The organism is Pseudoalteromonas sp. GABNS16E, from assembly GCF_028598715.1.
Lineage (GTDB): Bacteria > Pseudomonadota > Gammaproteobacteria > Enterobacterales > Alteromonadaceae > Pseudoalteromonas > Pseudoalteromonas atlantica.
Genome location: NZ_JAQREZ010000062.1, coordinates 1 through 21,325, shown reverse-complemented (window position 1 = coordinate 21,325; position 21,325 = coordinate 1). Strand labels below are relative to the sequence as shown.

The 21,325-nt window shown below is 40.3% G+C and carries 23 protein-coding genes and 2 tRNA genes; 13 read left to right on the top strand and 12 right to left on the bottom strand.

Features of this window, described 5'->3' with window-relative positions; genetic code table 11:
• Positions 1-223: 223 nt before the first annotated feature.
• Positions 224-409: a PA3496 family putative envelope integrity protein gene (locus tag PSI06_RS18320; protein ID WP_004589020.1), complete on the bottom strand. Its 186-nt coding sequence runs from the start codon at positions 407-409 to the stop codon at positions 224-226.
• Between the two features lie 381 nt (positions 410-790).
• Here PSI06_RS18320 and PSI06_RS18315 point away from each other — a divergent pair, with 381 nt between their 5' ends.
• The gene (locus tag PSI06_RS18315; protein ID WP_004589021.1) at positions 791-1,585 is read left to right on the top strand and encodes a YggN family protein; all 795 of its coding nucleotides are present in this window, start codon (positions 791-793) and stop codon (positions 1,583-1,585) included.
• Between the two features lie 59 nt (positions 1,586-1,644).
• Here PSI06_RS18315 and PSI06_RS18310 read toward each other — a convergent pair whose 3' ends face one another.
• On the bottom strand, positions 1,645-3,087 hold the full coding sequence (locus PSI06_RS18310; RefSeq protein ID WP_273604571.1) for an aminotransferase-like domain-containing protein: 1,443 nt from the start codon (positions 3,085-3,087) through the stop codon (positions 1,645-1,647).
• A gap of 106 nt (positions 3,088-3,193) precedes the next feature.
• Between PSI06_RS18310 and PSI06_RS18305 the strand changes: the two genes are divergently transcribed.
• Positions 3,194-4,123: a DMT family transporter gene (locus tag PSI06_RS18305; protein ID WP_273604570.1), complete on the top strand. Its 930-nt coding sequence runs from the start codon at positions 3,194-3,196 to the stop codon at positions 4,121-4,123.
• 36 nt (positions 4,124-4,159) lie between these two features.
• On the opposite strand, the gene PSI06_RS18300 is transcribed toward PSI06_RS18305, so the two are convergent.
• A complete protein-coding gene (locus PSI06_RS18300; RefSeq protein WP_248463259.1) occupies positions 4,160-5,032 on the bottom strand; it encodes a diacylglycerol/lipid kinase family protein in 873 nt (290 codons plus the stop codon).
• Positions 5,033-5,359: 327 nt separating this feature from the next.
• On the opposite strand from PSI06_RS18300, the gene PSI06_RS18295 reads away from it, so the two are divergent.
• The 6 genes from PSI06_RS18295 to PSI06_RS18270 all read left to right on the top strand — a co-directional run bounded on the left by PSI06_RS18295 (position 5,360) and on the right by PSI06_RS18270 (position 10,986).
• Positions 5,360-5,500, top strand: a complete 141-nt coding sequence (locus tag PSI06_RS18295; RefSeq protein ID WP_004589025.1) for a hypothetical protein — start codon at positions 5,360-5,362, stop codon at positions 5,498-5,500.
• A 220-nt stretch (positions 5,501-5,720) separates the two neighbouring features.
• Positions 5,721-5,811: transfer RNA gene (locus PSI06_RS18290), tRNA-Ser, on the top strand.
• A gap of 53 nt (positions 5,812-5,864) precedes the next feature.
• Positions 5,865-5,957: transfer RNA gene (locus tag PSI06_RS18285), tRNA-Ser, on the top strand.
• A 461-nt stretch (positions 5,958-6,418) separates the two neighbouring features.
• Positions 6,419-6,907: an RNA-binding protein gene (locus tag PSI06_RS18280; RefSeq protein ID WP_273604569.1), complete on the top strand. Its 489-nt coding sequence runs from the start codon at positions 6,419-6,421 to the stop codon at positions 6,905-6,907.
• A 132-nt stretch (positions 6,908-7,039) separates the two neighbouring features.
• A complete protein-coding gene (locus PSI06_RS18275; RefSeq protein ID WP_273604568.1) occupies positions 7,040-9,760 on the top strand; it encodes a CHASE domain-containing protein in 2,721 nt (906 codons plus the stop codon).
• Positions 9,761-9,846: 86 nt separating this feature from the next.
• Entirely contained in the window at positions 9,847-10,986 is a 1,140-nt protein-coding gene (locus tag PSI06_RS18270; protein ID WP_273604567.1) for a GNAT family N-acetyltransferase, read from the top strand.
• Here PSI06_RS18270 and PSI06_RS18265 read toward each other — a convergent pair.
• Positions 10,963-11,553, bottom strand: coding sequence for a DUF938 domain-containing protein (locus tag PSI06_RS18265; RefSeq protein WP_273604566.1), 591 nt, complete (start codon positions 11,551-11,553; stop codon positions 10,963-10,965). The two genes, PSI06_RS18270 and PSI06_RS18265, sit on opposite strands and share 24 nt — an antisense overlap.
• Before the next feature lie 200 nt (positions 11,554-11,753).
• Between PSI06_RS18265 and PSI06_RS18260 the strand changes: the two genes are divergently transcribed.
• The 5 genes from PSI06_RS18260 to PSI06_RS18240 all read left to right on the top strand — a co-directional run bounded on the left by PSI06_RS18260 (position 11,754) and on the right by PSI06_RS18240 (position 14,840).
• Entirely contained in the window at positions 11,754-11,939 is a 186-nt protein-coding gene (locus tag PSI06_RS18260; protein WP_004589148.1) for a hypothetical protein, read from the top strand.
• 101 nt (positions 11,940-12,040) lie between these two features.
• Complete coding sequence (locus PSI06_RS18255) at positions 12,041-12,406, top strand: hypothetical protein (RefSeq protein ID WP_273604565.1); 366 nt, start codon at positions 12,041-12,043, stop codon at positions 12,404-12,406.
• Between the two features lie 10 nt (positions 12,407-12,416).
• Positions 12,417-13,793, top strand: a complete 1,377-nt coding sequence (locus tag PSI06_RS18250; RefSeq protein ID WP_273604564.1) for a class II fumarate hydratase — start codon at positions 12,417-12,419, stop codon at positions 13,791-13,793.
• Between the two features lie 107 nt (positions 13,794-13,900).
• On the top strand, positions 13,901-14,425 hold the full coding sequence (locus PSI06_RS18245) for a hypothetical protein (RefSeq protein WP_273604563.1): 525 nt from the start codon (positions 13,901-13,903) through the stop codon (positions 14,423-14,425).
• 10 nt (positions 14,426-14,435) lie between these two features.
• Complete coding sequence (locus PSI06_RS18240) at positions 14,436-14,840, top strand: hypothetical protein (protein ID WP_029772226.1); 405 nt, start codon at positions 14,436-14,438, stop codon at positions 14,838-14,840.
• A gap of 20 nt (positions 14,841-14,860) precedes the next feature.
• Here the strand turns inward: PSI06_RS18240 and PSI06_RS18235 are convergent, their stop codons facing one another.
• The 8 genes from PSI06_RS18235 to PSI06_RS18200 form a co-directional block, all read right to left on the bottom strand.
• Entirely contained in the window at positions 14,861-15,046 is a 186-nt protein-coding gene (locus PSI06_RS18235) for a hypothetical protein (protein WP_004589143.1), read from the bottom strand.
• Between the two features lie 15 nt (positions 15,047-15,061).
• The gene (locus PSI06_RS18230) at positions 15,062-15,382 is read right to left on the bottom strand and encodes a hypothetical protein (protein WP_004589142.1); all 321 of its coding nucleotides are present in this window, start codon (positions 15,380-15,382) and stop codon (positions 15,062-15,064) included.
• Positions 15,379-16,017, bottom strand: a complete 639-nt coding sequence (locus PSI06_RS18225) for a DUF4178 domain-containing protein (protein ID WP_273604562.1) — start codon at positions 16,015-16,017, stop codon at positions 15,379-15,381. The genes PSI06_RS18230 and PSI06_RS18225 overlap by 4 nt, the downstream gene beginning before the upstream one ends.
• 72 nt (positions 16,018-16,089) lie before the next feature.
• Positions 16,090-16,782 carry a PspA/IM30 family protein gene (locus tag PSI06_RS18220; RefSeq protein WP_004589140.1) on the bottom strand — a complete coding sequence of 231 codons (693 nt, stop codon included), beginning with the start codon at positions 16,780-16,782 and terminating at the stop codon, positions 16,090-16,092.
• Between the two features lie 24 nt (positions 16,783-16,806).
• Positions 16,807-17,220 (bottom strand): YjfI family protein, encoded by a 414-nt coding sequence (locus PSI06_RS18215; RefSeq protein ID WP_004589139.1) that lies wholly within the window; start codon positions 17,218-17,220, stop codon positions 16,807-16,809.
• An 80-nt stretch (positions 17,221-17,300) separates the two neighbouring features.
• Positions 17,301-19,022 (bottom strand): polyamine aminopropyltransferase, encoded by a 1,722-nt coding sequence (locus tag PSI06_RS18210; protein WP_273604561.1) that lies wholly within the window; start codon positions 19,020-19,022, stop codon positions 17,301-17,303.
• Between the two features lie 3 nt (positions 19,023-19,025).
• Positions 19,026-19,925: a DUF350 domain-containing protein gene (locus tag PSI06_RS18205; RefSeq protein WP_004589137.1), complete on the bottom strand. Its 900-nt coding sequence runs from the start codon at positions 19,923-19,925 to the stop codon at positions 19,026-19,028.
• A 22-nt stretch (positions 19,926-19,947) separates the two neighbouring features.
• On the bottom strand, positions 19,948-20,880 hold the full coding sequence (locus tag PSI06_RS18200) for a hypothetical protein (RefSeq protein WP_004589136.1): 933 nt from the start codon (positions 20,878-20,880) through the stop codon (positions 19,948-19,950).
• Positions 20,881-21,325: the final 445 nt, after the last annotated feature.

The following is a 21,325-nucleotide window of genomic DNA, read 5'->3' as shown; positions in this document are numbered from 1 at the left end:
ATGCGGTGTCTAAAGCTGTTTTAATATTCATAAAAAAATCCGATGGCAAATGCTCATCGGATTCTTACATCTATAGAAGATCGGTCAACTGATCATTAAAATATTTCTTAACTGATCGGCATTAGGCATAAAGCCTCTTTATTGCCAATGTTTAGCCTTTAAACATGCGTAAACGCACATTCAAACCCTAATAAAAAAGGCGCATTATTTTAACTAGCACAATTTAGTCTATGTAATCGTTTAAGTCGTCTTCACCTAGGTTTTTACGCAAACGTTTTTGCTCAAGGTAATCTTCCAACTTCTTTTTCACCTTTTGCTTTTTTTTGTCATGCTGATTACGCCCGACCATTTCGTACTCGTCTTCAACAAAATCATCATCTAGCGCATCGTAACTAAATGTCTTACCCACAACCCACTCCATAAAGTGTTTGAGACCAACTCAGGTTTATTCCTGCACTTGGTAAATTAAAAAAATGTTTAGCGCTAAAATACGAACAAATTAGCACCAAAATAAAGCCACGTGACTATCGTAAATAGCCTTCATGTCAATATTGTGAATAAATAGCGCTAAATTAAGAAAGTGGAAAGTGAGAGTTTTTTATCGTTTCGACAAATAAAATTTATCATATATTTATTTTTAGTGTTTTTGACTAAAAAGTAGTTTATTTATCAAAATTAAAAATCATTAAAAACACACAAATTTCATAACCTACTGTTTTAAAATAAAAATAAATAATGGCACCAAACTTGTTAATACTTAGCTGTCATCAACAATTATTAGAGAATAAACATGAAAAATTTACTATTAGTAAGCGCTTTAATTTGTACACCCGCTGCAATGGCACATAACGATAACAATGCGGGCATTTCGTTTAGCAATGAGCAGTGCAATGTAGAGTTTAAAAACGATGTACGCATTAAACCTAGCGAATTAGAAATTTTTACCGCATCTAATCAATTCATGCGCTTTAACAGCAATGGCAACTTAACTATAAATGGCGAACAAGTATCCATTAACAGCGAGCAACGCCAAGCGCTTACTCAGTATTCTGACAACTTACGTACGCAGCTACCTGAGGTCGCTAATATTGCCCTAGACGGAGTGAAAATAGCCGGTGTAGCATTAGAGGAAGTAGCCAACGCATTTAATATTGATGGCCTTGATGACTTATCTGGCCTGATGGACGATATAAGACTTGAAGTAGAAAACACCTTTTATCAACAAGGTACGTTTGTAATGGGCCAACAAAGCTTTAATCAATTTGGTGAAAACTTTGAACACCAATTTGAGGAGCAAATAGAAACCGTGGTTGAGTCTGCCGTTATGCAATCAATGGGCAGTATTTTAGTTGCTTTAGGCTCTGAGCTGCTTGGTTCGGGTGGAGATATGGATGCATTTGAGCAACGCATGGAAAATATGGGCGCGCAAATAGAAGAAAAAGTAGAGCTGCATGCCAGTGCGCTTGAAAAGCGTGCCAACTCTTTATGCGACAGCTTTGCCAACATAGCACAGCAAGAAGAGCAATTAGTAGCGCAGTTACCCCAGCTAAAAGGCTACGAGTTATTTACCATTAAACAAAATTAATACACCGCACCGTATTTAACATCCCTTTAGCAGCACTTGTATATTAGGTGCTGCTTTTTTCATTCTTTTAGCGTGTGAGCCAGCGCTCCTAACGTGGTAATAGCCTGCTCGATTTTTTCGCTCCACTGCACCCCGTAACTTAGCCTAATACAGCTTTTATACTTATTACTTGCTGAAAAAATAAGTCCGGGGGTTATGCTAATACCAGCTTCTAGCGCCAGTAAAAATAACTTTTGACTGTCTACCCCTTGGCCTAAATCAAGCCAAATAACACACCCACCTTTAGGGTCACTAATACGTGTATTTTTAGGCATCGCGTTTAATAAGCACCACCGCATGCGCTCTTTGTTATTACGTAAGCGCTGCCTAAGTACTTTTAAATTACGGTCATACTCACCACTGGCTATAAACTCAGAAAGCGTCCACTGATTTATAAGTGAGGCAGAGCAACTTAATGCACGCTTATGCCGGCGCGCTTGACCTGCAAACTTGCCTGCTATTAACCAACCTACTCGATAACTTGGTGCAGCCGTTTTTGAAAACGAGGCGCAACTGATCACAAGCCCCTTTTTTGAATACGCTAAAGCGGGCGTGCCACGCTTGGCAGTAAAGTGCAGATCACCGTACACATCATCTTCTATAAGAACAACATTATGTGACTCTATTAAGTCCACCATTTGCTTACGGCTTTCATCGCTCATAAAGCTGCCAACCGGGTTATTTATTGCGGTCGAAAATAAGCATGCTTTTATATCATGTTGTTCAAGCGCTTGAGCTAGGTCGTTAAGCCAAATACCATTGTCGGGGCAGAGCGGAATTTCAAGCGCCTTTAATCCTAAGCTCTCTATTAGTTCAATAATACCGTGATAACACGGGGTTTCAATTGCAACCACATCGCCGGGCTTAGTGACGCACTTAAGTGCAATAGCCAGCGCCTCTTGCGCGCCATTGGTGATCACCAGTTCATCTATATTTACACCAATACCAAAGCCTAAGTATCTATGCACCAATTGCTTTTTAAGCGCAGCAAAACCATCAATAGGGCCATAATTAATAACACTCGCCCCAGCAATTGTCATAACCCGGCGCATGGTACGGGCTAAAGCTTTATCGGTAGGCGCGGCAGCAACGGGATTGGCAATACCAAAGGCAATTACATTAGGTTGATGAATAGCGCTGTATACCTGCTCTATTAACGCTTGTTTATTTACAGTGACAGGCTCGCGGCTTAGTTTTACACGCTTTGGCAAACTGTAAACCGTATTAAGCACCGTTAAAAAGTAGCCCGATTTTTCACGTGCCTCTACTAACCCTTGATCTTCTAACGCTTGATACGCTTGCTTAACCGTCGGAATGCTAATATTTAAGTTACTAGCCATTTTACGAAGCGAAGGAAGCTTTTCTCCAGGTAGCAACACCTTTTGTGCTTGCATGTCTTTAATTAGCTCAATAACTTGTTGATATAAAAACTCGGCTTTTTGTTTACTGGCAGCTGGCTGCATATCTCGCCTCAAATCTGTATAGGTTACATTTATACTTTTCTGTATATGGTAAGTATACAGATAGACCCTAAAATAACCACTCAATCGGTTTTTTTAGAGGTTTGCCATGAAAAGCGCAGCGCTATATCTCACAACAGTGTTAATTTGGGGCTCTACGTGGCTCGCGATTTCGTTTCAGCTAGGCGATATTGCTGTGGAGCTTTCTTTGTTTTATCGCTTTGCCATAGCAGCTGCATGTATGTGGCTATTTGTGGCCTACAAAAAGCCTAATATGCGATTTTCGTTAGTCGATCATGGCTTTTTTGCTTTATTGGCCATTTCTAACTTTGGCTTAAATTATTTGCTTTTGTATTGGGCACAAAACTACCTCTCATCGGCAATGGCCTCTATTGCATTTTCAATGTTGCTAATAATGAACATAGTCAACACCCGTTTATTTTTTGCAAAGCCCATTGCCAAACGTATTTACTGCGGCGCGTTAATCGGCGTGGTGGGTATTATTTGTCTGTTTTGGCCGCATTTACAGCAATTCGACTTGAGTAATGGGGCGTTGGTCGGGTTACTACTTGCCCTTGGGGGTACCTTTGTGGCTTCATTGGGCAATATGATTAGTGTACGTAATTCTAATCGTCAAATAGGTGTGCTGCAGGGTAACGCATGGGGCATGTTATATAGCGCAATAGGTTTAGCCGTTTATGTATTAATAAATGGTATAACGGTTAGTTTTAGTGCCCCTACCAGCTATTGGTTGTCGCTATTGTATTTATCTGTTTTTGGTACTGTGATTGCGTTTGGCTGCTATTTTGCCTTGTTAAAAAACATTGGCCCCGAAAAAGCTAGCTACGCCATAGTGCTGTTTCCGTTAGTGGCCGTTGCATTAAGCAGCTTTTTTGAAGGCTTTGAATGGCATGCAAACACCTTTGTCGGCTTTAGTTTAGTACTACTGGGTAATGCAATTGTACTTACCCCCACAAAAAGAATTAACGCCTTTTTAGCAAGCCGCTGCGTTGCTAAAAATGGCTCCGTCCCCAGTTAGAGGCGTTTTTAACGCACTAACACAAAAGCGCCTACCCTACTGTAGGCGCTTTTTTATTGGTATATGAAAATTAATAGCTTGCTCATGAATAGCAATAACCGCGGGCGTAACACCTACTAGCTCGCCATCGGCCTCAATTAATAAGTTTTTAGTATTAATACGCGCCTGTTTGAGTTGGCTATAAGTAAGCTTTTTTAAGGTATGGTGGCGCTTAAAAATTAATTTAATAAAGCTATATAAATGATCAACAAGACTACCCGCTTGCATTTGGTAGCAATCAAGCAGTCCATCATCAATTTTAGCCCTAGGTGCTATTTTAATGCCGCCACCAAAATACTGAGAGTTCGCAAATACAGTTATTAAATTTTGATAGCTACATTGCTTATTTAAAAATGCTCCATTTAGTGTGCTTGCTTTGTAAGTAAAGAGCGATTTAAAACTCGTCCACTTATAGCGCCAAGCTGACATGCTTTGTAAATGACCCAACTGCTTAATTACATGAGCATCAAAACCAACACCAGCCACATTAATAAAGTAACGAGTATTAATTTTACCTACATCAATTAAGTGTGTCGGGGCATTAAAAATAGCGTTTTGCCACTGTTTAGCTGTGCAATGAAAGCGACGGGCAAAATCGTTGCCCGTACCACAAGGTAATATTGCCAAACTACATGCACTGTTAATCACGCCATTAAGTGCCAAATTAAGCGTGCCATCGCCTCCAATAGCCACTGCTATTTGGCTTTTTTGTGCATTCAATTTAACGTTTGCTAAGTCGTACTCAAAATTACCTGTCGTTTTAACCGTAATATAGAGAATATTTTTCTTCTGGCATGTTTTTTTAAGCCAATCGAGGTGATCTAACACCACACTTTTTACGCTTGGTTTAACTATTATTAACAACTGCAAGTAATTTATCTCCTATTAGCCAGCACACCAGCATAAATAAGAATTAAGTTAAAATTAATTTATCTGAATAATTAATCATAAAAGTGCGTAAAAATTTACTAAAAACATTAACAAACACAAAAAACACTTACAAAACAAACCAGAACCTAGTTCCCCTGATTAAATAACTATGCAAAATGGGCACTTGGTAGTTTTAATTAAAAACAAAACAATGCAAATTCAGATAAAAATAACTAATAGCCAAGCCTTAGTTTATATTGTTGTATTTTTAAACAAAAAAGAGTCAAAATGCTCGCGATTTAAACACATACAGCTTGGAGCAAAGACATGAACCCAATAAACACCCTAAACCAAAATGCAGCAGCCCACGTTGGCGTAAAACCAACTAACCGTAAAGCTAAAATGCTTGCTAAATTAAACCGTATGGGCAAAAAGTTAGCATTAAACAGCGCCGCGCAATACAAATAATCAACCTTGTTATGACTATTAAGCAGGGGCAGTAAACAACTAACCACTATTGAAAGCGCTTCTTTAGCTCCCTTAGTTTGCTGCCACCCTTTAATTTTTAGTTTAAATCCTTCTAATTTCCCTCTATTTACAAAAAAAACTGTAATTACGCCTACTTTTTAAGCAAACAGTTTATTTGCTATTTACACGACGGTATCACCTAAGTATTATTCTGCGTCACGGAGAGATGGCAGAGTGGTCGAATGCACCGGTCTTGAAAACCGGCATAGGTTTGTAGCCTATCTAGGGTTCAAATCCCTATCTCTCCACCACTATTTAATTAATGGTATGAATAAACTACCGTTAATACAATCTGTTATGCGTTGGAGAGGTGTCCGAGTGGCCGAAGGAGCTCCCCTGCTAAGGGAGTATAGAGTTTGTAGCTCTATCGAGGGTTCGAATCCCTCCTTCTCCACCATTTTTTATTAAAAACCGCTTAGTTGCGGTTTTTTTGTGCCTGAAATTTAACAACCCATGTATCCAAGGAGGGTGAGAGTCCTCGCTAGGGTTCGATAAAATGTCTGGAACACTTTAAGCCGCCGCAGGCGTTGCAAAGCAATTAATTACATGGATGTAATTAAGCTAATCCCTCCTTCTCCACCATTTCTTATCAAAAACCGCTTAGTTGCGGTTTTTTTGTGCCTGAAATTTAACAGCCAATGTATCCAAGGAGGGTGAGAGCCCTCGATAAGGTTCGATAAAATGTCTGGAACTGTTTAAGCCGCCGTAGGCGTTGCAAAGCAATTAATTACATGGATGTAATTAAGCTAATCCCCCCTTCTCCACCATTTCTTATTAAAATAGGTGAATCAAAACACATTGAATACACTGGGTAGTTACGGCATTATTAATAACAACTCCACTAACGTAAGTTTAATTATGTTTCGTTTAATTGCACCTTTAATAGGCCTTGTGGCTTTAAGTACAAACGCAGCCCAAGACATTACGGTTTATAAATGTACAATTAAAGGAGTCGCTACATTTAGCCAAACACCCTGTGCTGACAATGCAGAAGTTATTAAACTAAAACAGCCACTAGTTGCCGATAAGTACGGCAATAATGCAAACTCACCCGCAATGCCTGGTGCCTCTGTAGATAACTACATTGAGATTAAAAAAATTGATCGTGAAATTAAACGCCACCAGCTTACTATCAAAAACTATAAAGAAGATTTAGCCGACGCCAAACAACAAGCCAGCTATGTTACTCAAGATCAAGCTAATAGAATGGGCGCCGAATCAATAGCCGATGCGATAGCCACTAAAACTACGGCGATTCAAAACCGCTATAACGCATTAATTAGCGCTGTAGAGCAACAAATCTCTATTTTACAGCAGCAAAAACAGCAGCTGAGCAAACAACCTTAACTGCTAAATAAGCAGTTTACAGGTTGCGCAAGGTACACCTTTTACAACATATATTAAAAAATACCGCAAATAACATACTGTTCGCTATACTGATATTTAAAATTAAGTACTTTTAAAAAGTCAGGGAGCTATGTGAAAAATTTTAACTCAAAATATCATTCAGTTATCTTTTACATAATTTTTTCATTAGCGTACTTTTTAATTGGTATTTCACTCACTAAACTCGCCTTTAATACTCAAATTATCCCGGTATGGTTACCTGCAGGCATTGCCTTAGTTGGATGCTATATGTGGTGGTGGCGCTTCATTCCAGCGCTTTTTATAGCAGCCTTTGCTTTTAACTTTAATACTTTTGACAGCACAGCTCACGATATGGTGTTAGTTGGCAATACCTTCAGCCAAGCCATGTATATTGCTATTGGCATTGTATTGCAGGCAATGGTGGGGGCTGGTTTACTTAAATATTGGCTTGGACACCCGCTGTATTTTAAAAAACGCGCAAGTATCATTTATTTTATTTTTGTTGTGGGCATTGCGGTTAGTTTAATTTCAGCAAATTTTGGGGTGTTTGCGCTGAGCCAATTTAACTCCGCATACGATATTAAAGATCATTGGCAAAATGTGTTATTTTGGTGGCTAGGAGACTCATTAGGCGTAATTATTGCCACTCCTCTGCTATTGGTGCTTACTCAGTTTAAGGGGCAAAATAGGCCTATATCGCCGCTGCCTACGTTAGCGGTATGTAGTATTTTATTTGTATCTGTTGCAGTAACTACTCAGCTTTATAACCAAGAAAACAGACAAAATACCGTTAAAGTCGCCGAGCGAGAAGCTCACATTATTGAAAATAGCTTATATCGCTACATCAACCAAAGTTTAATAGCGGTGCAAAGCTTAGCCAGCCAAGTACAATCTAACCCTGATTTAAACCAACAAGACTTTTACGCCTACGCCAGCGAGTTACTGACGCAGCATTCGTTTATTAAAGCGCTTTCGTGGAATCAAAAAATAGCGCAAAGTGAGCGAGCTTCGTTTACCCAAGAAGTTGCCGATATATACCACCTAGACTTTGAAATTGTCGGGGAGCCCCTTGAACCAGACGATCCTATGGTCATCGTTAAATACATTGCTCCTTTTAATGGCAACCAAAAAGCGGTTGGTTTTAATGTGTATTCAAACCCAGACAGAAAAGCATCGCTAGTAAACCCTGCAATTAGGTATCAGCCAGTCAGCACTAAAATTATTCAGTTAGTGCAAACAGCTGAGCCTGAGCCTGCCTATCTGCTATTTGCCCCCGTGTACGAACAACAACAGCAAAAAGCTATTATAAAGGGGTACGCAACAGGTGTGTTTTTAGTGCGTAATATTATTGAGCAAGCGATTAACGAGCAACAATCAGAGATGTTTTCTATTGCGTTTTATGAAGATGTAAATAAGCCCGCTTTTTATAGTAACTACGGCAAAAGTTTAAATATCGCTCAGGGCAGCCGTGTTATGAAACTAAAGCTCAGCTTTGGTGGGCAAACATGGAATGCACATTTAGCCTTAAAAGAGAAATACCTTGCCCCCCATAATAACCAATTAACACTGTTTTTAATGGCCTTACAATTGGTGGTATGTGCCTTAATTTTAATTGTTTTACTGCTTTTTAATCAGCAACAAATTGCCCTTACCCGAAAAGTCGCAGAGCGCACCCATTCGCTTGCGCAAGCTAAAAAGCAATCTGACTTAGCTAATCAGGCTAAAAGCCGATTTTTAGCTAATATGAGCCATGAAATACGCACACCATTAAATGCTGTTATTGGCTTTTCATCACTAGCGCGCAAAGAAGATAACGCACACACTCTTATTGGTTACTTAGACAAAATAAACTCTTCATCTAAAAGCTTACTAAACCTGATTAACGACATACTCGATATTTCAAAAATTGAATCACATAAGCTCAAGCTAGAAAGTACAGCGTTCGACCTACATGCAATTATAAAGCGTATTAACACAATGTTTGAAGCCAGTGCAGCCAATAAAGGCATTGGCTGGCAGGTTAGCAGTCATCTTCCGGTAGGTACTTGGTATGTAGGCGACCCTTTACGCTTTGAGCAAGTAGTGCTAAACCTTTGCAGCAACGCGATAAAATTTACAGAGCAAGGCAAAGTAAATGTAGACTTTGGCGGAGAGTTTATCAGTACTGACAAAGTTAAAATAACAGTAAACGTTATAGATACGGGTATTGGCATAGAGCCTACCCAGCAGTCCAAGCTATTTAGTGCCTTTACCCAAGCAGACGACTCAACATCAAGGCGATACGGTGGCACAGGCTTGGGCTTAACTGTCGTAAAAGAGCTCAGTAAATTAATGGGCGGTAACGTCACATTACAGAGCGAACCAAACGTTGGCTCTACGTTTAAATTTGACGTTGAGCTTCGCACCAGCCCAGTACAAGAGCAAGCCGAGCTTGTATACTCGGGTACTAAATTGGCGGCCTTAAAAGTGCTAGTAGCAGAAGATAACCCGGTAAACCAAATGGTAATTAAAGCCATGCTAGGCTCATTAGGTATTGTTGCCCATATTGTCGAAAATGGCGAAGCGGCAGTAGATATAGCAAAAGAGCAACACTTTGACTTAATTTTAATGGACTGCCAAATGCCAATAATGGATGGTTACAGAGCCACCGCCCTAATTAGGCAATTTAAGAGTGAGGTAGAGCTGCCCATTATTGCGCTGACCGCCGATGTTATGCCTGAGGATAAAGCCCACGCTCAAGCCGTTGGTTTTAATCAGCATCTTGCAAAACCGCTAGAACTGGTTAAGCTAACCGCGTGCTTAGCCCAATATGCCGAAATTGAAGAGCCCTAATACAATAATGCGCTAAATAAATGCACTTGTGTTAACTTAGTTTAAAACGCCACCACCCACTATAAAGCAGCCCAAGGTAAGCAGTAATGGCCACTTTTACCCACCAATGGTTTAGTGATATTAACCAGATAGACGTACACGAATGGACTCGTTTATTCGGTAATGAACCTTTTACCCGCCATGCATTTTTATATGCATTAGAGCAAAGCCAGTGTGTGAACAAAGAGACAGGCTGGCAGCCTCAGCACTTAGCTGTTTATGAAGCTGATAAACTAGTCGCACTCGCTCCTGGGTATTTAAAAAGCCACTCTTACGGAGAGTATGTTTTTGATTGGGCATGGGCAGAAGCCTACGAGCAACACGGATTAGCCTATTACCCTAAATGGCTAAGCGGTGTGCCCTTTAGCCCCATTGAAGGCCAGCGTATTGCCATTGCACATACGAATACACAAAGCGTATACGAGTACATAAAAAAGCAATTAAATTTAACCAGTGTGGAGCAAGGTTGGTCTGGCTGGCATGTTAACTTTTGCCCAAAGGTTCAAGTTCAAGCCCTGTGTACTGACGATATAATGCAGCGCGTAGGCGTGCAGTTTCAATGGTTTAATAAAGGCTTTAAAACCTTTGACGATTTTTTAAATACACTCACCGCACGCAAACGAAAAACGCTAAAAAAAGAGCGAGCTAAAATAGCACAGCAAAATATTACCATTGAATGGCAGCAAGGCTCGCACCTCAGCCCTGAAACAATGCAGCTATTTTGTGAGTTTTATCAGCGTACTTATTTAAAACGTTCTGGGCATTTAGGGTATTTAAATATTGAGTTTTTTACTTTATTACAGGCACTAATGGGCGATCAGCTAATTGTTATGCTTGCCAAAAAAGACAACAAAATAGTGGCAGCAACGCTAAGCTTACAAGGTGAAAACACCTTGTATGGCCGCTATTGGGGCGCCAGCGAAGAAATAGACTCCCTTCATTTTGAGCTGTGTTACTACCAAGGGATTGAATTTGCGATTAAGCATAACTTACATTGCTTTCACTCCGGCGCTCAAGGTGAGCATAAAATACCTCGTGGGTTTGAGCCTGTTTTTACCTACTCCAGCCACTATATTGTTGAACCCGACTTTAGAGCAGCAATAAACGACTACCTAAAGCGAGAACGCCAACATATGACAATTTATAAAACACAGTGCGCTGATTTACTGCCGTTTAAAAACCAATAACTGATTGTTAGCTGGCATAGCTGTATCACTTATGAGTGTAAGGCCTGCTTGTGTTGCTAATTGCTCTATGGCCTCAAAATCACGAATTCCGCTAAATGGGTCACGCTGTGTTAAAAAGCGATCGAACTCTTCATTACTTGCACTTGTAAACTGCCCTTGGTATTTTAAAGGGCCATAAATACACACTACACCTTGGCTTACTAAGTGCGTTGAAACCCCTTTAAAAAATTGCTCAACCAACTGCCAACTTACAATATGAAACGTATTTGCTGTGTAAATAGCATCTACGTTATTTACCGGCCATGCATAATTCAAATCAAGCTCAAGAGGGCCGTGTAAATTAGTTAAATTTGCCTCCTTAAGCCATAAATTTATGCCCTCATGGTTAATATGGCGATCACTTGTATACCACTGTAAATGCGGTAATTGCTCAGCAAAAAACACACTATGCTGCCCCGTACCCGAGCCTATTTCGAGTACCGATTCTGTCTTATTAAAAACCGTTTTAAGCACTTCTAAAATAGGACCCTTATTGTTTTCACACGCTTGTGAGAAAGGTTTGATCATGACCTGCACCAATATTGAAACTTATTGCACAACATTAACGCAAAAAAATGGCACTGAACAATTAAAGTTTTATAGATAATTTATAAAAGTGAGTTAATTCATGGCACTAAAATAAAAATAAGGCGATGGTATGTATTATGCTTTAATTAAATCAACCCTAAGTAGGGTGTATTACCGATATTAAATACGAGGATAAAATTATGCATACTCCCCCTTACACCGCTGTAGACGCTGTGGTCTCAGTGACAGAAAAAAGCACCGAAAAACCAAGCAGCACCTGTGATAGTAGAGCCACTGTAATCGACTTACTTTCTCACTGTAACCAAAATCAACAGGCGCTAAAAAAACATGAAACAGACCAAATATTCATTCTTGGCTATAATTGATACTCAATTAAACGCTGCAAATAATTTTTATAATAACTGTTTACACTGAAACCGATTAAATGTAATGATAACTATTATCGTTAACTTAAATCGGTTTTTTTATGTCTCCCTTTCAGACATTACAGCCTTATCATCATGAACTTGCTTGTAACTGCTTACGCCCAGGCTTACATGCGCCTATGGTGGTAGCTCACTACATAGAAACCGCTTTAAACGTTGCTAAAAGCTTTGAAAAACAGCGTAGCCCCTTACTACAAGAATTATATTTATTACGCACTCACCATGAAATTATCAATAAAATGTGCGACCCTCTAATACACAATGCCATTCGTAAGCAGTGCCTTGAGCAATTATATAAACCCTTATTGGCATTAAAACGCTTTTACTATGCACATAACGATACTGAAAAATTTTTAAAACTTGAGCGCGAAGCTCGCGTACTCAGTCACGAATTTAACCCTTTTTAAGGAGCGACTTATGAGCAATTTTAGAACCGAATCCGACAGCATGGGTGAATTACAGGTCCCTAGTGATGCGCTATACCAAGCGCAAACCCAGCGTGCAGTTAACAACTTTGCTATTAGCGGCTTAACTATGCCAAAACAGTTTGTAACAGCGCTTGCATACATTAAGCAAGCAGCAGCACAAAGTAACTTTGAGCTAAATCACCTAAGTAAAAGTAAAGCCAACGCTATTGAGCAAGCATGCCAACAAATTATTGATGGCGAGCATTACGAGCACTTCCCGGTTGATATTTTCCAAACTGGCTCAGGCACCAGCTCGAACATGAACGCTAATGAAGTTATCGCTACGCTTGCAACCCGCATTGGTAATGAGCCAGTTCACCCCAACGATGATGTAAATATGGGCCAAAGCTCTAACGATGTAGTGCCTACAGCCATTGCACTAAGTAGTGCTATTAACGTGGTTTATGAATTACTGCCCTCTCTTGAAAAACTATCGCAGAGTTTAGAGGAAAAAAAGGCAGACGTTGGCAAAATAGTTAAAACTGGCCGTACGCATTTAATGGATGCCATGCCCGTTACGTTTGAGCAAACGCTAAGCGCGTGGCAATCACAAGTAAATAATGCAGCCTCAGGCATTCGCCATAGCTTAGAGCGAGTATGTGAGCTTGCCCAAGGCGGGACAGCTGTTGGCACGGGTATTAATGCTGATGGCGAATTTGCCTCAAAGTTTGCTAAAAACTTAAGCGCAAATGTAGGTATAAGCTTTAAACCAAGCAGTAACTTTTTTTATAATATTGGCTCGCAAGATGCCATTGTAGCGCTCTCAGGTCAGTTAAAAGTACTCGCTGTAGCACAAATGAAAATAGCCAATGACTTACGCTGGATGAACTCAGGCCCACTTGCCGGGCTTGGCGAAATAGAGCTTGAAGCACTGCAACCAGGCTCATCGATTATGCCTGGTAAAGTAAACCCGGTGATCCCAGAAGCGGCAGCCATGGTAAGCGCTCAAGTTATAGGTAACGATGCAACCATCACCGTGGCAGGCCAAGCCGGTAATTTTGAGCTAAACGTAATGCTACCTGTTATTGCGCACAATATTTTACAAAGCATTGAGTTACTTGCTAATAGCGCCCAAGCATTGGCAGATAAAGCCATTGCGAGTTTTAAAGTAAACCAGCCCAATATTGATAAAGCACTGGCCAAAAATCCTATTTTAGTGACTGCACTTAATCCGGTGATCGGTTACGAAAAAGCAGCCAAAATAGCTAAGCAAGCCTACAAAGAAGCCCGCCCAATAATTGATGTCGCAGAGCAAGAAACCGACCTTCCACGCAGTGAATTAGAAAAACTGCTTAACCCCACTAAACTTACCCAAGGCGGTTTATAAAGATAAATCTAAAACGGCTTTAATTACTTGATAATATAGTTTTTATTGCCGTTAAAAATGCACCGTGTATGATAGTGATGAATAATTCATCACTATCAAGGTTTGTTATGCGTACTCCACTGTTAGCCCTACTTTTACCACTTTGTTTAACTGCATGCCTCGAAACAACATCGCAAGATGCACCAACTAACTCGGTGAACGAGCTTAAAGAAGTACCGCATAAAGAAGTACCTCAACAAACCAGCAGTGAAAACAAGCACAAAACCCCTACTGATGCATCACAACCCATAAAAACCGCTTTAAAAGAAGTGTCACTTAACGACATTAAAGCCGCAAAAAGCGAGCTTAATACGTTAATTGCCAATACACAGTGCGATACCTCTGCACAATGTAAGGTTATGCCTGTAGGAAGCAAAGCTTGCGGCGGACCAAGTGATTATGTTGTTTACTCAACAAAATCAGCTAAAGAGGGGCAAGTCAGTTCGCTTGCAAAGCAAATAACAACGCTTGAAAAAGCCTACAACACACAAAATGAAATGATGAGCACGTGCCAGCATTTAACTTCGCCAAGCACGCAGTGTGTTGAAAATAAATGTGTTAAACTTGAAGGTTCAGCGGTAAGTGTATTTTAAGGACAAGGTTATGAGTTGTTTACCATCAGCAATTAAATTATCAATTGTGAGTGTTGCCACCAGCGCTATGCTATTACTTAGCGGCTGTGCAAGCACATCATCAAGTACTGAGCAAAATCAGAATTTGTCTGACTTGAACTACGATCTTAATAACATTGTTAGTGATAATAGTTGCACCGCAAGCTTTCAATGTAAGGTACTCGAAGTAGGAGCACGAGCATGTGGTGGGCCAAGTAAGTATGTTGTGTATTCAACGCTTAATACCTCTCAAGAGCACGCCGAAGAAGTTGCCCAAAAAATTACACAACAACAAAAAGCGCAAAACAAAGCGCAAGGTTTAACCGATTGCTCACCGGTACTTGAGGTACAAACCCTGTGTATTAATCAGCAATGCCAGGCATTTGATATAAAATAGCGCAAACGCCAATTTCAGCGTTAACCTATAAAAGGTATTAACGCTGAAATAACCACCACCAGCACCACACAAATTCCTGCTTTAACAATGTATTTCATTGGCATTTCTTTTTTTACCCAGTACGCATAAATAAATCGCACAAAGTAACTTGCAGCTGTGCCAAATAAAGCAAAAATAATTAAGTAAGCAATTAAAATAATATTCATATAAATCTAAATTAACTACTTAGTGTTTTTAGTATGAGCAATTAATAACTCTGCTACTTGTTGCTTTACGGCTCGCTTATCATCACTTTGGACATTAAATCGTGTTGCAAGTTGGGCTATTTCATCATCGTTTAAATTAAACGATAGGCGCTGACGTGTTTTTTTAGACTTTACATCTAAGCCTAAAATTTTACGGATCATATCTGAGGGCGTAAGCTCTTGGTCAATGGCCTGCTTTTTTATCGACTTTTGTACTTCGCTGCTTAAATCAAATGCCATTTGTGTGGCACGCACGGCTTGCTCTTGACGTAACCACTTGTCTTTAGCATCACTCACTTCGCATCTCCTGGAAACAAGTCGACTATATCGGTAATTGGGCGTGTTAGCGTTAGTGACACTTCGGTCTCACCGCCATCCCATATTTCAATATTTAAGCCATGCCCTTCGTCTGGCGATGCTAAGCAAATCATTTCACAAGGTTCGCCACCCTCTTGCTCATAGCGCGGTAATGACTGGCCACGAAAATCTTTATTATGGAAATAGCACACATAAGGCGATTCACTTTGCTGATAGCTTTTAGCTAAAAACTGCATAAACTGCTCTGGCGTATTTTGCACCTGTATATGAGTTAACGACTCTTCATCAAAAATACGTGCAAATTCGTCTAGCCCAAATATTTGCTCTACGTCGTCACGCTGAATTTTGATTGAAAAATTAGCCCACTGCTCGCCATCATCTTGCTCAATTTGTAAAAATACAACCTGTCCGCTGTTCGTCTCTAGCACAAACTCAGTATCACTACTGTGCTGATATTGATAGGTTTGAATATCAATAACACGCAGCGTTTGCCCTTTTAACCACGACGGATACGCAAATGAATCGATAACGCTAAACATGTCACATTTTTTAAGCTCACTTGCATGGTTAAGCTGACGTTCTGGCTCTTTTTTAGATTTGAAAAAATTAAACATAATGAGGCATCCCTTAAGCAAAAAGGTAACTAAGCCACGCTTAATTACCTTTTATTATAAATGTACGAACTATTAGCCGTTTTGCTTGGCTTTAATGCGCGCTAAAATATCAGCACTTTTTGGGCTTGTATCGCCAATACCGGCTTCAGCCATTTTTGCTTTTAAATCGTCGCCATTTGTATCTGACTCAAGCTCTTTTGCAGCGCCTAACTGGTCACTACGATCTTGCTGGCGCTGTTTAATACGCTCCAGCGACTGACGAGCCGATGTCATAGACGAGCTATTGGTATTAAGCGTGCTGTTAACCGCCATTGTTGCTTGCTGTACGCTTTCTGTGGTTTTAACCATAGTAAGCTGACGTTGGTTTTCTTTAATCGACTTCTCAGCGTCTTTAACTTGTTGTTTAAGCGCTACAATATGATTGCTAAAACCTGCTAATACTTGCTCGTTTTCCGCTTTTTCAGCTTCAAAGTCGCCAATTTTTTCGGCAATTTCTAATGCTAAGGCTTCGTTACCTTTTTCCAGTGCTTGGCCTGCATATGCTTCGTGCTCAGCAATTGATGCATCAACTGCGCTAATTTTACGCTTAGTTTGCATTTCTTTAGCCATTACTTCTGTAAGGCTCTTTTTAGCACGATTAAGTGCATTTTGCGCATCTGCTATTTCTTGTTCAAAAATACGAATGCCGTTTGCATCTACAATTGCTTCGCCCGCTTCACGCGCGCCGCCACGTACTGCTGTAAATAATTTTTTTAATATACTCATAATCTTAACTCCACTAACTAGTTACTAATCGTTTAAATACAAGGTCACGGCTTCTAGTGCGTCAATAGCGTTGTCAGCTAGTGTCACTAGTTCGTGGGTAATATCATCTAATGATGAATTTACCGACAGTGCACCAAAAATCGCGTATTTGTTATCGATTTTAGCAAATGCACTCAGTGGAATTGGCACGTTTAAACGTAGTAGTGTTTCGTTTAACTCGTTGCGTAATTCACTTTTTACTTCATCTTCGCCAAACAAGTAGCTAATACATAACAACTGCTCTTGTGTTTGCGTAACAAAAATTGGAAGCTCATCGTTTCCATCAACTATGACTTGTAAAACATCTTGCTCACCAGGGTTGGCAATCAAGAAAGACTCAAAGTTAGCGCCTTCTGTTTCAAAAGAAGCTAATTTTATTGAAAGTTCATTTAATTCCATGTCTCTGCCTTTTTGCTGTTTGACATATTATGTCTGAGTTAAGATTCGCATGGGCGACATATTATGTCAACCATGTTTTATTAATTTTTATACAATTCGCTTTCTATCTGCCACGCATTACGGTAGTAATCATATAGCTGACCCGAACCTAACCTATTGACCTCAATACTTTTAACTTGTTCAAAATACTGGTTAGGAAATACAAAGCTGGCTAATAAATATTCTTTACTTACCCACCTTGATGGCACCGGCATAGCGCTTATATTTTTAATTCGCCCACTGGCTGGTTGACCCATTTTAGTGGCTATTGTCCACCCCCATTGCCCAAACGAAGGAATATTTTGCTGGTACTGCTCAACATAATCAAAACCCGCCGCTTTTACCGTTTTAGCAATACTTAAAAATGCTTTTTTGGCATGATAAGGCGAGGTAGACTGCACAGCCATTGCGCCATCGGGAGCTAACAATTGACGTACATGGTTATAAAAATAGTCGCTGTACATTTTGTTTAAATCGGGGTGATTAGGGTCCGGTAAGTCAATTAAAATAGTGTCAAATTGCTTACCTTGATCAAGGAGCCTTTCAACCTCTAAAAACGCATCTCCCACAATAATATTGGCGCGTGGGTCTAACATCGATTGTTTATTTAGCGCTAATAACCGCTTACTTATAGACTCAGGCGCTGTAAAATCACCGTCTTTATGGCCAAATAAATTAAGCAGCTGTGCATCTAAATCAATTAACGTTACGTCGTTCACTGGCCACTTTAAAACATCTCTAAGGGCAAGCCCGTCGCCACCACCAATAATTAATACGCTATCGTGCCGGTTTGATGCGAGCATTGCCGGATACACCAGCATTGAATGATATATTTGCTCATCAATACTCGAGAACTGTAAACGCCCATTCAAATACAAGTCGGTAATAGGCGCTGGCTGGTTTTTACTTAAGCGCTCGGTTAATACTACATGCTGGTATTTAGTTGCTTGTGAGTAAATAACTTTATCTTTATAAAGTACATTACTTAAGCTGTTCATCCAGCTACTACCCATCACTAAAATAAAACCAAACAGTGCCAGTAATACTATATGGCAGATCAGTAGTGCCTTAGCAAAGCGCACATGAGCATGGTAGCGCCATAAAAAGGCGAGCCCTGCCAGTATATTAAAAAGAGCTGTCCACGCTGCAGCTTGCATTATAGGCATCGCCAGCATAATGCTTACCCAAATAGCCGCACCAATACCCGCGCCAATATAATCGGCACCATAAATAGTACCTGCATTGTTTTCTAAAAAACGCCCGTACACATGTTGGCGAATACGTGCAATAAGCGGTATTTCCATACCAATAAATAAACCCAGTACTAAACCAAACACATAAGGTAAAAAGCGTGACCACTCTTGCAGCTTTTGAAATACATAACCATTGAGCACAACATCTGGAGGTAAATTAAAAATACTAGAAAACAAATGAGGAAGTGAATAACTTACAGCAATTACACTGGCTATTGCCAGAATACAGCCCATGCCAACTAGGGCAATAATACTTTCAAGCCAAGCAAAGGCGGTAAAGGCATCTTTAAACCAACGGGCTAAAAATGCGCCTAAGCCCATGGCAACTATCATTGTGCCAATCATGGCATAGATAGCACTCTCTACAGAGCCCAGTACCCGCCCTGCGTAATGCGAAAGTAAGTATTCATAAATAAGGCCGCACCCAGCGAGTACGGCCATAACAGTTATTAGTAAAATATCGTGCCCAAGTAAACGTGATTTACTTGGGCTAGCTGTAGTTGATGACACTGATTATGCGCCTAGTAAGGTTGCCATAGTAATACCCACAGCAAAAGACACTGCAGCAGAAATAGCACCTACACCTACATTTTTCTGACGGTTAACTTCATCTGAAATATCACAACCTGATAAAATTATTTTGATGGTGATTAAATGCAAAATGATGAATGCCACTAAACTTACAATCGCGCTAATAGCCCAATAAAGCAGGCTAGCATTAATGTTATCGGCCGCATACGGTGCAATACCTGATGCCGCAGTAATAGCTAAGGCACTTCCTACTAAAAAACCTGCGTAGCGTATACCTACAGCTAAATTGCCATCAATAATGGCTTGTTGTAAACAATCACCGCTTTTATTTGTACGCTTAAATAATTGTACGCGGTATTGGCTTACAAGCAGTAGTGCAACACTGCCAATAATAAAGGCAGCAATAACGATAGGCAGCCCATGCCAACCCTCTGTTGCTACCCATAAAAGTGCAGAGCGAATCACAATAGCCACACTCACTACATGACCAAAATCGATAATAGAAGCCGTTACATTACCTTTTACAATTTCGTCGTGCAGGCTGACTTTGCGAAGCGCGACCTTGTCTTGAAAAAAGTGGCCTAATTTAATCAGTACAATGGCTAATACACCATAGCCTAGCATTTGCAGGGCTTCTTGCTGTAACGACGCAGCAAAGGCACCACTACTCACACCCGTTAATACAATGGCAAGTGCAACTAAGCCCGCCGCAAAGCTAATACCAAAAGCAAAGTTATCGCGCTCTGTTATTTCGTCATTTGCATGAAGGTTTGAAACCCAGCCCTTAATGTATTTTAGGCTTACAAATAACAACACTATAATTGCAAAATCAATCGCCAAAGCTTGTAGCGACCACGTAGTTATTCCATTAAATTCGTACATATTTCTAACTCCAACTTATTCTTTACTTACCACGGCTCACGCCACGAGAGGTTCTGCTACCGCTATTGCGCACCGATCCAGAGCTGTTGCTATAACTACTCGAACGCGAGTAACTACTGCGGCTTTTAGGCGGTGTATAACTACTGCGGCTTAAACCCGAGGCACCCGTTTTTTTGCTCGCATAAGGGCTAGTAAACTGTTTGCCTTGGCGTTGGTACGATTGACGCGTACGCGTTTCTAAAGCACTTTGCGTTTTAATTTGTTTAGGGCTTGAGTAACGATAGCGGCCGTAATCGTTGTAATAGCTATATTTACGGCGGCTGCTCCAACGTCCGTATTCAACACGGTCAAATACATCGCCTAAAATACGGTACATGCCATACCACTGCCAAAAGCTAATACCATTACTATTAGTTTGCCAGTTACCGTAATTAGGGTTGCCCACCAATTGATTACCTTCGCCTGCGCCCTCCGCTTCTTTACTAATAGCACCAACGCGCGCAAGGCTGCCCTTAGACATATCCGCTAGCATATTAATCGGGTCAGTTAACGCATCAGAAAACAGCGTAGGCTTAGCCGCCTCACGTAGTAAATCAATACTGTGTAGCGTATCTTCGTAGGGAGGAATTAAATAAGTGCCTTTAATATCTTTAAGTCGTTGTGTTAAACCACTGTAAAGGGCACCCTGCCTTGTAGCATCAAGGGTAATTACATCAACAACCTGACTAAGTTCTGGCTGTTGCTGTTTAAGGAGTTTGCCATATTCTTTAAGCAATACAGCATTACGTATAGTCCCATTATCAAGCGCAGTACCAAGCTGTGCAAGCTCAACATCTGCCTTTTTAATAGACTCTTGAATTGTTTGTTGTAGTTGCTCTTCTTTAGATTGACAACCCATAAGCACTGCAAACAAACAAAACAGGCTCATAAGTTTCCAAGCTTTTATATTCGACATTCATGTCACCTGATTTAATAAATAACCGCATTAGTCTTACACAGGTCACTTATTAAGCCAAGAATGAAAGTGCAACAAAATGATATAAACTAACTAAGCTAGTACCTTTTCAGTTAAAGGGTTAAATATAGGATTTAATAAAGGTATTTATATTTTATGAGAAACTAGTAAATAACTGGGAGTTATTATTTTGGTACTGCATCTATGAGTGTGGAAACATCATGGGGTGCTTAATCCGCGGAATTCGTGATACTCACCCACGCTACGATGAAATTGTGATATTACGTAAAGCAGGTATTTCACTTTTCTGCAGACGTAAAAAAACCCGTTACATCGCTGTAACGGGTTTCTCTTATTTGAAGCCTGGCAATGTCCTACTTTCACATAGCAAATGCTACACTATCATCGGCGCTGTTTCGTTTCACTACTGAGTTCGGCATGGGGT